General features: G+C 66.2%; 2 protein-coding genes (1 of these 2 cut by a window edge). Both read left to right on the top strand.

Translation table 11 applies throughout. The annotated features are described in order from the left end of the window. On the top strand, positions 1-3,661 hold the end of the coding sequence (locus tag FO044_RS11830; RefSeq protein ID WP_186290543.1) for a non-ribosomal peptide synthase/polyketide synthase. It extends 20,351 nt beyond the left edge of the window; 3,661 of the gene's 24,012 nt are visible here — the last part of the coding sequence; the start codon falls outside the window, past its left edge; it ends in the stop codon at positions 3,659-3,661. Continuing rightward, positions 3,654-15,779, top strand: a complete 12,126-nt coding sequence (locus FO044_RS11825; protein WP_143965713.1) for a non-ribosomal peptide synthetase — start codon at positions 3,654-3,656, stop codon at positions 15,777-15,779. Before FO044_RS11830 ends, FO044_RS11825 begins: the two co-directional genes overlap by 8 nt.

Raw genomic sequence — 15,779 nt, 5'->3', positions numbered from 1 at the left:
GCAGAACGACAAGGTGAAGGTCCTCGACTACCAGCAGATGGGGCTGCCGTCGCTGATCGCTCAGACCGGACTGCCTGCGCTGTTCGACACCCTGGCGGTGTACGAGTCGTACCCGGTCGACACCGAGTCGATCACCGGGATCGACGCGTCGGCGAACGGCGGGCTGCAGTTGGTCGACGCGCAGACTTCGGATGCGACGCACTACCCGCTGAATCTGTCGGCGTCTCGCCGAGGCGACGAACTGGCGATGAAGATCAAATACCTGCCGACCGCATTCCCGATGGAGCAGGTTGCGATCTTCGCTGAGGCGCTGGTCCAAGTTCTGCAGACGATGGCTGACGATCCGAAGACAGTTTGCGGAAGCCTCCCGTTGCTGTCGCCGACCGACGGTGCGGCACTGCTGCCCGTCAGCGGTGGGCCGGCTGCCGAGCCGGTGCTGCTGCCCGACCTGTTCGCCGAAGCCGCACAACGTGGCGCGGACCGGGTCGCCGTCGTCGACGGTAACGGTGCGTCGCTGACTTATCGTGAAATCGACGAGCGGTCCAACAGGTTGGCGCGCTGGCTCATCGGCTGTGGCGTCGGACCGGAGCGTCCGGTGGCACTGGCCATCGGAAGGTCGGTTGAACTGCTGACCGCGATCTGGGCCGTCGCCAAGGCCGGCGGCGCCTATGTTCCCGTCGACCCCGACTATCCGGCCGACCGCGTGACGTCGATGGTCGAGGATTCGGGCGCCGCACTCGGATTGGCCGTCGCAGCTTCCGGCGACCTTCCGTCCCGTGGATTCGAATGGGTGCGTACCGACGATGATCCCACCGCAGCGCAGATCGCCGGCGAATCCGCCGCCGCGATCAGCGCAGGGGAGCGCCTCGGGAAGATCACCGCGTCGAACCTCGCGTACATCATCTACACGTCGGGTTCCACGGGCCGTCCGAAGGGAGTGGCCGTGACGCATTCGGGTCTGGCGAACTTCGCTCGGCAGGAGTCCGAACGACTCGCCGCCTGCGACGCGTCAGTGGTGCTCGGGTTCGCGTCACCCAGTTTCGACGCCTCCGTTCTCGAGTACCTGCTCGCAACCGTGAACTCGGGCACGCTCGCGTATCGGCCGGCAGACGCCGTCGGCGGTCCGGCACTCGAACGGTTCATCGCCGAGACCGGTGCGACGCACACGTTCCTCACTCCATCGGTGCTCTCGACACTCGACCCGGCAGAGGTGCCGAGCCTGCGGTCGATCGCCGCGGGCGGTGAAGCCGTTCCGCAGACGGTGGTCGACCGGTGGTCGGCTGTCACGAGTGTGCACAACCTGTACGGCCCGACTGAGACGACGATCGGCATCACCATCAGCGCGCCGATGTCGGCCGGAGTTCCGGTACGACTCGGTGGGCCGATCGGCGGCGTCGACCTGATGGTGCTCGACGACGGGCTCCGTCCGGTTCCAGTCGGCTTGCCGGGCGAACTGTACGTCGCGGGCGGAGCGCTCTCGCGCGGGTACCTGGACCGTCCCGGGCTGACGTCGGAACGCTTCACGGCCAACCCTCACGGTGCGGCAGGTACGCGGATGTACCGCACCGGTGACGTGGTCCGGTGGACGCCGGATGCAGACGGTGGGCTCACCCTCGAGTACACGGGTCGGTCTGACGACCAGGTGAAGCTGCGTGGTCTCCGCATCGAACTCGGCGAGATCGAAGCCGTGCTGGACGAGTACGAGACCGTCGAATCGGCAGTCGTCGTGGGCGTCGGCGGTTCGGTTGCGACGGCGCTCGCGGCATACGTCGTGGTCGGCGACCAGCCGGTCGATATCGCGGATCTGACGGCGTATGTGTCGCGACGGCTGCCGTCGCATATGGTGCCGTCGTCGTTCACGGTTCTCGACGAACTCCCGCTGACGCCGGTCGGCAAACTCGATAAGCGAGCACTGCCCGAACCGGTGATCGAGACCGGCGAATTCGTGGCTCCAGGCACTGGAACCGAGCGTGCCGTAGCCGACGTGATCGCAGCCGTGCTCGCGATCGACGAGAGCGACGTATCGGTGACGGCGAGCTTCTTCGATCTCGGTGGAGATTCGTTGTCGGCGGCGCGCCTCGCGGCACGTTTGTCGGACCAGCTCGGCGTGGCCGTCACTGTGCGGGACGTGTTCGATTCCGATTCGGTCCGGAGCCTTGCGCGGCGGGTGGAGAGTGGATCGGACACCGCGATTCTCCCGCCGATCACCGCGGTTCGACCACGACCGGACCGGATTCCGCTGTCGTTCGCCCAGCAGCGCATGTGGTTCATCAACCAACTCGAACCAGAGTCTGCGACGTACAACATCCCGATCGCAGTACGACTCGACGGTGCGCTCGAGGTAGATGCTCTCTATCAAGCCGTCCGCGACGTGGTGGCCAGGCACGAGATCCTCCGGACCACGTTCCCGGCGTTCGACGGCAAGCCGTCTCAACACGTTCATGAGGTCGGCTCGCCGGTGGCCGAACCCGACTGGCAGATCGTGGAGAACGAAGCGGACCTGGTGGCCGCCTCCAGCACGGGATTCGATGTGGCGGCGGCTCCGCCGTTCCGTGTTCGGTTGCTGCGTACCGACGATGAGGCGTACATCCTCGTCGCGATACTGCACCACCTCGTCGGCGATGGTGAGTCGATGCGACCGCTCATCGGCGACATCGTCACCGCCTACCTGTCACGGTCGGCCGGCAGTGCGCCGGCGTTCGCACCGCTCGAGGTGCAGTTCGCCGACTATGCACTGTGGCAGCGCAGTGAACTCGGTGCACCGGACGATCCGACATCGGTGGTCGGTCGTCAGCTCGATTACTGGGCCGATCGGCTCGCGGGTGCGCCGGGTGTGCTCGACCTACCGATGGACCGACCGCGGCCCGCCGTGGCATCACACGACGGCGCGACGGTGAGCGTTCCGGTTGACGCGGTGGTCGGAGCGCGTGTGGACGCACTGGCACGCGAGCAGGGCGTCACTCCGTTCATGGTGGTGCACGCGGCGCTGGCCGTGCTCCTGGCTCGGCTGTCGGCGACTGACGACGTGACGGTAGCGACCCCGATCGCCGGGCGTGGGCAAGCCGCAATCGAGTCACTTGTCGGCATGTTCGTCAACACACTCGTGCTGAGAACACAAGTCAATCCACGGACATCGTTCGCCGACCTGCTGAGCGAGGTGCGTTCGGTCGACCTGGAGGCATTCGCTCATTCAGACGTGCCATTCGAAGCGATCGTCGAGCGGGTGCAACCGGTGCGGTCGCAAGCCTTCTCTCCGCTGGCACAGGTGATCATCACTTTGGTTGACGAAACCTCGACCGATACGGAGTTCCCGGTTGGACCATTGCAGGTGGTTCCGGTCGAACCGCTCGTATTGCCGGCGCAGTACGATCTCTCGCTGACCGTCGTGTCCAACCGAAACGGGGACTGGACACTACGGCTTATCTACGCGACTGAACTGTTCGACGGCGGCACGGTGCAGAGGCTCATGGAGAGGCTCGCCGGATTGATCGACGATCTGGTCTCGAGGCCATCGGCATCCGTGGGCGAACCGTCGTTGGTGGACGACGTGGAATTGGCTCAACTGCTTGAGTGGTCGCGGGGTGATACGACGGGGGCTGCGTCAGCGTCGACCATCACGCAGTTCCTTAACGGCGGAGAACAGGGCAGTCGCCATGAATGATCTGACAAGAAGCGAGGGACATCAAATAGTGCGCGACATCCGCGATTCGGCTACGACCTCGGACAAGCCGGTCATCGTCTTCGAGGATCGAACGGTCGGCCGTGAGGAATTCCGAGCGCTGGTCAATCGCCTCACGCGGGAGCTGATCGCGCTTGGAGTCGGCCCCGAGGTGGGCGTCGGAATCGAGATGGACCGATCCGTCGAACTCGTGGTTGCGGTGCACGCAGTGGTCAATGCGGGCGGATATTTCGTGCCGTTGGATCCCAACCTTCCCGTCGATCGTTCCCGGTACATGGCGGAGACCGCTGGTACGCGGCTCGTCCTGGTCGGGGGCAGTCCAGATGCTGCGGAATCGAGGTATTCGCGTATTGCGCAGATCGTATCCGTGGATTGCGTCCATGAGGCCGGGCAGCATCCTCCCGTCACCGACACCGAGCGCACGTCACCGATCCGGTCTGAGAACACTGCATTCACCCTGTTCACCTCCGGCTCCACCGGCCGTCCCAAAGCTGTGGTCGTGACGCATGCAGGTGTCGCAAATCGCCTGGAGACCGATCGCAGGCAGTACGGAATCACCGGTCATGACGTCTTTCTGTACAAGTCACCGATCACCTTCGATGTGGCGGTTCGTGAGATCCTCCTCCCGATCGCGGCCGGTGCCACGATGGTCATCGCAGAACCTGACCGGCACGGCGATCCGGTGCACATCGCGGAGCTCATCCGTCAGCACTCGGTGAGCATGCTTCATTTCGTCCCCCCGATGTTGGCGGCGTTCAGCGAGGTTCTGGGGGATCGGCTCGCCGAGCTGAACTCGCTCCGTCTCGTGGTGACCGGCGGTGACGTGCTGACTCCAGCGAGCGCACGGTCGCTGTTCGAGAAGCTGCCGACCGTCCGACTTCTGAACCAGTACGGGCCTGCCGAGGCGTCGATCGACGTCACCGTGCACCGGGCCCGGCCGGACGAGGCGTCCATCCCGATCGGGAAACCGACCAGCCGTGTCACGGCTTACATCCTGGATCACTCATTGACGATGGTCCCTGCAGGCGTGCCAGGTGAGTTGTACCTCGGCGGGGTGCATCTCGCACGGGGGTACGCGTCTCGGAGCGATCTCACCGCGGAACGCTTCATCGCCGACCCGTTCGACGAACCCGGATCGCGTCTGTACCGGACCGGCGACCTGGTCCGATGGAACAAGGCGGGTGAGATCGAGTACCTGGGCCGCACTGACTTCCAGGTCAAGCTGCGCGGCCAGCGAATCGAACTCGGTGAAGTCGAAGCGGCGATCGCCGCTGCGCCCGGGGTGGTGCATTCTGCAGCGACGGTCGTGACCTCACCGGGAGGCGACCAACTCGTCGGCTATGTCGCACCGGACAGCGTCGATACCGAACTCCTCGCAGACAGCGTCGCGCAGCGCCTACCCGAGTACATGCGCCCCACGACGTGGGTGCAGCTCGCTGAGATGCCACTCGGTACCGCAGGAAAAGTCGATCGGCGGGCGCTGCCCGCTCCGGTATTCGAGGCCGTCGAGTACGTCGCACCGGAAACGTCGGACGAACACGCCGTCGCCAAGCTGTTCGCCGATCTACTGGGTCTCGACCGTGCCAGCGTGACCGAGTCGTTCTTCAACCTCGGCGGAAACTCGTTGGCCGCAACCAGGATCGCGGCGCGCGTCTCCGACGAACTCGGCGTGCACGTCACCGTGAAGGACGTCTTCGACGCTCCCAGCGTCCGCGAGCTCGTGGCGACGGTGTCCGGACGTGCAGCTGCATTGCCACAGGTACAGCGATCCGGTCACCGTCCGACGATGATTCCGCTGTCATTCGCCCAGCAGCGGATGTGGTTCATCAACCGGTTCGATCCGACGACCGGCATGTACAACATTCCGGTTGTTCTACGTATCACCGGAGCGTTGGACGTGGTGGCACTTCGTTCGGCGGTCGGCGACGTGGTCGCCCGCCACGAGCCGTTGCGGACCACCTTCCCCGACCTCGACGGTCAGCCGTTCCAGATGATCAACGCCGTCGAGGACATCGAACATCACCTCGACTGGCGTCATGTGGGTTCACAGGAAGCGATCGAGGAGGCCGTCACTCAAGGTTTCGCGCTCGCGACAGAGTGGCCCATTCGAGTGCGGATCTGGGAGGCATCGCCGGACGATTACGTCCTCGCCGTCGTGATGCACCACATCGCATCCGACGGGCAGTCCTTCGCGCCACTCGTCGGTGACCTGATCACCGCGTACACGGCCCGCAGCGCCGGCGAGGCGCCGGTCTTCGTTCCGCTCGAGGTGGATTACGCAGACTTCGCCATCTGGCAGCACGACGTGCTCGGCTCGCCGGAGGATCCGGAATCGGTAGTGGGGACACAGCTCGCCTACTGGCGGGAACAACTCGCCGGGCTTCCCGACGTGCTGGACCTTCCGTCCGACCGCGTCCGGCCGCAGACCGCGACAGGTCGCGGTGCGCAGACCGACTTCACCATCCCCGGACACGTCGCCGACGGCATCACTCGATTGGCGGCTCGTCACGGAGTGACCCCGTACATGGTGGTGCACGCGGCACTGGCTGTGGTTCTCGGCAGGTTGTCGAACAGCGAAGACCTCGCGATCGGCGCACCGTTCGCCGGGCGCGGGCAGCGCGCGCTCGACCCCCTGGTGGGCATGTTCGTCAACACAGTGGTCCTGCGCACGAAGGTGGATACCGCCGATTCTTTCGCGGAACACCTCGCGGCGATTCGGAACACCGACCTCGCGGCGTTCGCACACGCGGATGCGCCCTTCGAGACAGTCGTCGACGCCGTCGATCCGGTGCGCAGTGAAGCCTTCGCGCCACTGGCCCAGGTATGGCTGTCCGTTGAGGACGGAGCGACCGGTGAAGGCGCCGTCGATCTGCAGGATCAACTGACGGTCGAGCCGTTCGACAGCGGCCCGGTCATCGCCAAGGTCGACCTGCTGTTCGGCGTCAGCACCGCTCAGGCGGGGGAATCCTGGACCGGGTCGGTGGTGTACGCCACCGACCTCTTCGACGAGTCGACCGTGAAGTCGACCGCAGAGCGGCTCACCCGCGTTCTTTCTGTCGCCGTCACCGACTCGGATGCGCTCGTCGGCGACATCGAGTTGCTGAGTGATTCCGAGTCGGAGCAGATCGCCGAGTGGGCAGGCATCCACACATTCCGGGATCGCCCTGACGGGACCGGAACACTCGCAGGCCTGCTCGAGCATTTCGAGTGGGGCTCAATGCATCGCACCGCGGTGGTCGACGGCGATCGCGCGATCGACTATCGCGAGCTCGCCGATCGGACGAACGTGCTGGCCCGTCAGCTGATCGAGCTCGGCGTGGGGCCGGACGTCGCGGTAGCAGTGTCGGTCCCGCGTTCGCTGGAGATGGTGCTGGCCGCGCACGCGGTCATCACCGCAGGCGGGCATTACGTTCCCGTCGCCGTCGACGCACCGGCAGAACGAGCGCGCTACATCGCCGACACTGCCCGTGTGCAGGTCGTCCTGGTGTCGGCGTACGCGCCCGACACCGCCGACTGGGCAGATCCGGCGATGCGAATCCTCGAGATGGATGCATCCGCACCCATCGTCGGCGACACCTCGGGGATCACCGATACCGAGCGCATCGCACCTCTCCACGTGGACGATGCGATGTACACGATCTTCACCTCCGGTTCCACCGGGCGGCCCAAGGGCGTCACCGTCTCGCACAGTGCGGCGATGGCGATGCTGCACGCCGATCACCACGATCATTCGTTCACTGCGGACGACGTGGTCCTCGCCGTCCTCGACTTCACGTTCGACCCATCCGTTCTGGACTTGTTCCGACCTGCGATCAGCGCCGGAAAGCTCGTGCTGGTCGGGTCAGGGGAACAGCGCGACCCGTGGGCCATGCGTGCTTACGTGGAGCGCCACCGGGTGACGTCGATCATGGTCGTTCCGTCGATGCTGGCGTTGATGCTCACCGAGCTCTCGGACGACGAACTCGCCACCATGCGGTCGATCCGCACCGTGCAGTTGGGTGGTGAAGCGCTGGCGCCGGCGCTGGCCGAGGCCATGCACCGCGTGTGGCCGCAGTCGCAGCTGCACAACCAGTACGGCCCAACCGAGACCATCGTCTACTCGACCATCGCTGAGATCGGTCCGGACGCTCAGACCGTGCCGATCGGCCGTCCGACCCTGCACACCACCGCGCAGATCCTCGATGCCAGGCTGCGACCGGTCCCGGTAGGCGTACCGGGAGAGCTGTACCTCGGTGGAAGTCAGATCGCGCGTGGGTACACCGGACGCACCGGCCTCACCGCCGAACGCTTCGTCGCCGACCCGACCGGTCCTCCCGGATACCGCATGTACCGGACCGGCGACGTGGTGCGCTGGGCCGCCGACGGACAGATCGAGTACCTGGGCCGCATCGACTTCCAGGTGAAACTGCGCGGGCAACGCATCGAGCTCGGCGAGATCGAAGCCGTGATCGCCGCGGCGCCCGGCGTCCGCGAAGTGGCCGCCGAAGTCGTGGACATGTCGGCCGGAGGCCAGAGCCTCGTCGCGTATGTGACCGCGCAATCCGACACCACCGAGACGGATCTGCGGGAGTTCGCATCCGAGCACCTGCTCCAGTTCATGCGCCCCGCCATCTGGATGCTGCTCGACGACATGCCGGTGAACGCGGCGGGCAAGGTGGACCGGAAGAACCTGCCCGAACCCGTGATCACCGAACTCGAATACGTGGGACCCGCGAACCGGGACGAGGAACTCGTCGCGGCCGTGTTCGGGGACATTCTCGGGCTCGACCGAGTGAGCGTCACCGAGTCGTTCTTCGATCTGGGCGGAACCTCGCTCAACGCGGCCCGACTCGCCTCCCGGACATCAGCAGCCCTCGGCGCGGAGATCCGTATCCGCGATGTGTTCGATGCGACGACGGTCCGCGAGATCGTGGCGGCCTCAGCCGGCCGGAGCCCGGCGCTGCCTCCGGTCACGCCGGTCGTGCCTCGCCCGAACCACATCCCGCTCTCGTTCGCGCAGCAGCGCATGTGGTTCATCAACCGCTTCGAACCGGACAACAGCACCTACAATCTGCCGAATGTCCTGCGCCTGACCGGGCCACTCGATCTGGAAGCGCTCCGCACGGCGTTCACCGACGTCGTCGCTCGTCACGAAGTGCTTCGCACCAGCTTCCCGTCCGTGGACGGCGTACCCAGCCAGGTGATCGCGGCTCCGGACTCGGTGACCGGGCAGTTCGACTGGGGACTCGCCGCCTCCATGGCCGACATCGAGGCCGCAGTGACCACCGGATTCGACCTGTCCCAGGACTGGCCGATCCGTGTGCGGATCTGGCCGGTCAGCGCCGACGAGCACGTGCTCGCGATCGTCATCCACCACATCGCCGCCGATGGTGAATCGCTGCGGCCGTTGATCGGCGACCTGGTGGCCGCCTACATCTCACGCCGTGGTGGCCTGGCCCCGGAGTTCGTTCCGCTCGACGTCCAGTTCGCCGATTACGCGATCTGGCAGCACCAGGTTCTCGGATCACCCGACGACCCGGCCTCGGTGGCCGGTCGCCAGCTCGACTACTGGCGTGAGGCGCTCGGCGGCATTCCCGATCTGCTGGAACTGCCGTACGACCGCACGCGTCCCAAGGTGGCCTCCGGGCAGGGCGGGGCTGCTGAATTCACTGTTCCCGCCGACGTCGCCGACCGGATCGGTGCAGTCGCGGGGCTGACCGGCGCAACGCCGTTCATGGTGCTGAACGCGGCCCTGGCCACCCTGCTCGCCCGCATGTCGGCGACCGACGATGTCACCATCGCGACTCCAGTTGCCGGCCGAGGCGGTCAGGAACTGGATGCGGTCATCGGCATGTTCGTGAACACCCTGGTGCTGAGGAGTCGGGTGGAGCTCGGCGAGACCTTCGCCGAGCTCGTCGCACGCACTCGGTCCGATGCGCTGGCGGCCTTCGAGAACGCCGACGTGCCGTTCGAGACGGTCGTCGATGCGGTGAACCCGGTGCGCAGTGAGGCGTTCGCCCCGCTCGCCCAGGTGATGCTGACACTGGACCCCGGTGCCGCAGCGCACTCGGTCGAGATTCCGGTCGGCGACCTCGTGTTCTCGGGCGTGGAGACCGAAACGTCTCCTGCCCAAGTGGACCTGACGTTCATGGTGAACTCGGCACCGGATGGCGATTGGCAGGGAGCCGTCATCTTCGCAACCGACTTGTTCGATGAGTCGACCGCACGCGCCCTCGCCGAGCGTTTCGTCGATCTGCTCGCCGGACTGACAGCCGATGTCGATGTGGCTGTCGGCGACGTCCCGCTGCTCGATACCGGGGAGATCTCGGCGCTGCGCGCGTTGGAAACGGGCGAGGATCGTCATGTGCGGGCGGAAACGCTCGCTTCGGCTCTGTCCGACAGCGTGGCCGCTCATGCCGACGAGAATGCTCTGGTATTCCAGGATCGGGCCGTGACATACGGTGAGTTCGGCGCCAGGGTGAATGTTCTTGCCCGTGAGCTGATCCGTGCGGGTGTTGGGCCCGACATCGCTGTGGTGGTGTGTATTCCGCGCTCGGTGGAGCTGATGGTCGCGGTTCATGCGGTAGTGGCTGCCGGCGGTCAGTACGTTCCCGTCGATACCGCTACTCCTGCTGACCGCGTGGACTACATGATGTCGACCGCGGGTGCGAAGATCGCGCTCGTTCACGCCGGCGAGCCGACGCCGGACCCGATCGCAGGTCTGGGCGAATCGGTTCGGGTGTTGTCGGTCGACGCCGGCTCGCCCGTGGACCTGTCGGTCGGGCCGGTGACCGACGGCGAGCGGATCGGAGCACTGCGTCCTGATCATGCGGCGTACACGATCTTCACCTCCGGTTCGACGGGTCGGCCGAAGGGCGTCACCTTGCCGCACGAGGCAGTGGTCAACCGGCTCCGCTGGGGACTGGACGAGCTGCCGATCGACGGCGACGACCTGGTTGTCCTCAAGACTCCGTACACGTTCGACTGCTCAGTCGCCGAGCTGTTCGCACCGCTGATGCAGGGGTCGCGGTTGCTGATCGCCGAACCCGACGGTCACCTCGATCCGGTGTACATGGCGGATCTGATCGCCGATTCCGGTGCGACGATGGTGCACTTCGTTCCGTCGATGCTCTCGGTGTTCCTCGAATTGGCCGGGCCGGAGAGGTTGGCGCGGCTGGATCGTGTGCGGATCATCTCCACCACGGGCGAGGCGCTGCCGCCTGCCGTGGCGGCAGAGACTCGTGCGGCTATGCCGAACGCCGTGCTCTACAACCTGTACGGGCCTACCGAGGCTGCCGTCGAGATCACCTATCAGCGACTCGACGAGATCGGCGACACCGTGCCGATCGGCGTGCCGGTGTGGAACTCGGCGGCGTACGTTCTCGACGGCCGGTTGAATCCGGTCGCCGCGGGGGTACCCGGGGAGCTCTACGTGGGAGGCGTGCAGCTGGCGCGTGGATACGCCGACCGTCCCGACCTGACGTCAGACCGGTTCCTCGCGGATCCCTTCGGTCCGGCAGGCACCCGGATGTACCGCACCGGAGATCTGGTGCGTCGCAACCAGGCCGGGGAACTCGAGTACCTCGGCCGCACCGACTTCCAGGTGAAGCTGCGCGGTCAGCGCATCGAGCTCGGTGAGATCGAGGCGGCGATAGCGCAGGCCCCCGGCGTCGTTCATACGTCGGTGACGGTCGCGCAGGCGCCGGACGGCGGCGAGCACCTCGTTGCCTACGTGGCAGGTGCACCGGGAGAAGTCCTCGACCTGGACGTGGTTCGCGCGGCTATCGCAGCGCCGCTGCCGGAGTACATGCGCCCCACGGTGTGGATGCCACTCGACGAGATCCCACTCAACAGCGCAGGCAAGATCGACCGCAAGTCCCTGCCTGCTCCGGAGTTCTCGGCCGGTGAATTCGTCGCACCGGAGACGACGGAGGAAGAGGCCGTCGCCGGAGCGTTCGCCGACGTGCTCGGTGTGGACCGGATCGGTGTGACGGACAGCTTCTTCGATCTCGGCGGCAACTCGTTGTCGGCGATGCGACTCGCCGCTCGGGCGGGCGACGCACTCGGCGCCGACGTCTCGGTTCGGGACGTGTTCGAATCACCGAGTGTCCGCGAACTCGTCGCCGCGACGGCCGGGCGGGCAGCGGGTCTGCCACCGGTGACCAGGGTGCAACCGCGGCCCGAGACGATCCCGCTGTCGTTCGCGCAGCAGCGGATGTGGGTCATCAACCAGCTCAACTCCGCTTCCGGGATGTACAACATTCCGGCAGTCCTGAAGCTGACCGGCGCCCTGGACGTTCCGGCCCTACGGGCTGCGATCGGGGACCTGGTGGTGCGGCATGAGGTGCTGCGCACCACGTTCCCCCAGCGCGATGGATCGCCGTATCAGCGGATCGCCCCTGCGGCGGATGCCGCGGAGCAAGTCGACTGGGCGATCGTCGACGGGCAGGCCGGAATCGAAGACGCCGTGGCCACCGGGTTCAACCTGGAGCACGCGTACCCGTTGCGCGCCCGCCTCTGGGAGGTCGCCGAAGGCGAGTACGTTCTGGCCGTCGTCGCACATCACATCGCCGCAGACGGCGAATCGACAGCGCCGCTCGTCGGTGACCTCATCACCGCCTACTTCGCTCGAACGGAGGGTCACGAGCCTGCCTTCGCGCCTCTCGAGGTCCAGATCGCGGATTTCGCGATCTGGCAGCGCACCGTGCTCGGCGATCCCGACCAAGAGGACTCGGTGGTCGGTCGTCAGCTCGCGTACTGGAAGGAGCGACTGAACGGACTTCCCGCGGTCATCGATCTCCCGACGGACCGGCCGCGGCCGGCGATCGCGAGTGGCCGGGGATCGTCGGTCGAGTTCGAGATCCCCGCCGACGTAGTGGCGGGTATCAACGACCTCGCAACCAGTGCGCGAACCACCTCCTTCATCACCGTGCACAGCGCGCTCGCCGTGCTGCTCTCACGACTGAGCGGACAGGATGATGTCGCAGTCGGTTCGCCCATCGCGGGCCGAGGCGACCCGCTCCTCGATCCCCTGGTGGGCATGTTCGTCAACATGTTGACTCTGCGTACCGGCATCGATCCGTCCGCGCAGTTCCGCGATGTTCTCGCACGCACGCACGCTGCCGACGTCGAGGCGTTCGCGAACGCAGACATCCCGTTCGAAGAGATCGTGGACTCCCTCGATGTGGAACGGTCGCAGGCATTCGCGCCCTTGAGTCAGGTGTGGCTCACCGTCGGGGGCGAAGCGGCGAACCAGGACGCACCTGCATCCGGTCCGCTCACGGTGGAACCCGTCGACACGGAGAACACGCCGGCGAAGGTCGACCTGCACGTCCATGTGGCCACGTCGCCGGTCGGCGGTTGGCGAGGCGGCATCCTGTATGCCACTGATCTGTACGACGCAACCACGGTGCGCGATCTCGCGGACCGATTCGTCGAGACCCTGCGAGCATTGGTCGACGATCCGACGATCGCCGTGCGCGACATCGATCTGGGCGGAACCGAAGGGCTCGTTCCAGTGACGACCGGCGACGCTACGCCGCCGGTCCTGCTGGGGGACCAGTTCTCGGCCGCAGCCCGACAGGCGCCCGAGCGAACAGCCGTCGTGGACGGGTTCGGGGGTTCGCTGTCGTACGCCGACCTGGACGCTCGCTCGAACCGTCTGGCTCGGTGGTTGATCGAACGTGGGATCGGACCGGAACGTCCGGTGGCCCTGGCCATCGTCCGGTCCGTCGATCTTCTGACGGCGATCTGGGCCGTGGCGAAGACAGGTGGCTGCTACGTGCCCATCGACCCGGATTACCCGGCCGACCGGGTAACGGGAATGATCGAGGATTCCGGAGCCTTTCTCGGTCTGACCACCTCGAGGACGGGAGACCTCCCGTCCGACGGGTTCGCTTGGGTTCGCTTGGACCATGCGGATGTCCGAGCGGAAGTGGGGGCGGTGTCGGCGGCGGCTGTGGAACACCACGAACTCGTCGCACCGATCCGGCCCGAGAATCTGGCGTACGTGATCTACACGTCGGGATCTACGGGACGGCCCAAGGGCGTCGCCGTCACGCACTCGGGACTGGCGAACTTCGCGGTGCAGGAGTCCCAGGGGCTGGAAGCCGCAGACGGGGCGGTGGTGCTGGGTTTCGCGTCCCCGAGCTTCGACGCATCGGTGCTCGAGTATCTGCTCGCGACAGCGAACGCGGGGACACTCGTGTACCGGACTGCGGAAGCTGTCGGGGGTACCGACCTGGAGAACCTGATCGTGGAGCACCAGGTGACGCATACCTTCCTGACACCTTCGGTACTGGCGACACTCGACCCGCAGCGGGTGGCGAACCTCCAGTCGGTGGCGGCCGGCGGCGAGGCGGTGCCGCAGAGCATCGTCGATCGGTGGGCGCCGGTGACGACCATTCGGAACCTCTACGGTCCGACCGAGACGACGATCGGAATCACCCTCAGCTCGCCGCTGACCTCAGACGTTCCGGTGCGTCTCGGCGGGCCGATCGGCGGAGTCGGACTGACAGTTCTCGATGGGCGGTTGCATCCGACTCCGATCGGCGTGCCGGGCGAACTGTATGTGTCCGGTCCAGCTCTTTCGCGAGGATATCTGGATCGGCCAGGCCTGACGTCGGACCGATTCGTGGCGAATCCGCACGGCCGACCGGGCGAACGCATGTATCGCACAGGAGACGTGGTGCGGTGGCAGCGAACTGCCGATGGATCGCTCACACTCGAGTACACCGGCCGGTCCGACGACCAGGTGAAACTGCGCGGTCTGCGGATCGAGCTCGGTGAGATCGAATCGGAGTTGGCCAGGCATCCGGCAGTGAAGTCGGCCGTTGTCGTCGGAATCGGCGGCTCGGTTGCGACGGCGCTGGCAGCGTATGTGGTTCCCGTCGACGGAACCGCATTCGAGACCGACGACCTCAAGTCGTTCGTCGGCAGGAGGCTCCCGACTCACATGGTGCCCTCTTCGGTCACCGTGCTCGACGCTCTCCCGTTGACCCCGGTGGGCAAGCTGGACAAGCGTGCGCTCCCCGAACCGGTGATCGAGCAGGCAGAATTCGCGGCACCCGCAACAGCGGCCGAGCAGGACGTGGCGCAGGTGTTCGCGGAGGTGCTCGAACTGAACGTCTCCGAGGTGTCGGCGACTGCGGGCTTCTTCGATCTCGGCGGGAACTCGCTCGCGGCGGCGCGCGTAGTCGCCAGGCTTCGGGAGGCACTGAACACCGAGGTCGAGTTGGCATGGTTGTTCGAAGATGCGACGGTGCGCGGCCTTGCCGGCCGGATCACTGCAGGCGATGCGAACGGTTTGAACTCGGTCCTGATCCCGCTGCGCGCCGATGGAGAACGGTCACCGCTCTTCTGCGTGCATCCGGCCGGGGGCCTCGCATGGTTCTTCGGCGGATTTGCACCGTATCTCGCTGACCGCCCGATCTACGGCCTCCAAGATCCGCACGTGGTTGCCGATGAGCCGCCTGTCACGGATGTGGCCGACCTCGCGGCGCGGTACGTCGACGAGATCCGGACGGCGTACCCCGAGGGGCCGTACAACCTGCTCGGCTGGTCGATCGGCGGAACGCTGGCGTTCGAGATGGCGCGGCAGCTCAACGCAGCCGGCCAGGAAGTCGATTATCTCGGCGTGATGGATGCGTCGCTGGTCGTGGAGGAGTCGGCAGAGCCGTCCGCTCAGACGGACTCGGCCGCGTCGGGCGCCGTCACAGATGTCCTCGGCAGTTGGCGTGACCTCTTCGACTTGGGCGACGACGTCCAGGCCGATAACGCGGAGCAAGTCGCGGAGATCGTCCGGGAGCAGATCGCCGGTATGGGGCTCCTCGAGGAGGGCCAGGTGCAGCGCATCATGACGAGCTTCGCCACGGCCGAGACGATGCTCGAGGGCTATCGTCCCGGCAATTACGAGGGCGACGTGCACTTCTTCACTGCTACTGCCGAGAAGTCGGCTCCGGAGGAGTTCAGGGCGGCGTGGCACCGTTACGTTGAGGGCAGCGTCATCAACGTGGATGTGCCGACCCATCATCTGGGAATGGCAGACGCCGCCTCCGTGGCTCTGATCGGGCCTGCGATCGAGAACGCCCTGCGTGTGAACGGTCCGGCGATTCCCGACTGA

This window comes from Gordonia zhaorongruii, assembly GCF_007559005.1.
Lineage (GTDB): Bacteria > Actinomycetota > Actinomycetes > Mycobacteriales > Mycobacteriaceae > Gordonia > Gordonia zhaorongruii.
This window is presented reverse-complemented; position numbering and strand designations above follow the sequence as displayed.

Bases quoted from the DNA above. Each gene is read 5' to 3' on its own strand.
- FO044_RS11825 (WP_143965713.1), top strand. From the start codon at position 3,654: ATGAATGATCTGACAAGAAGCGAGGGACATCAAATAGTGCGCGACATC.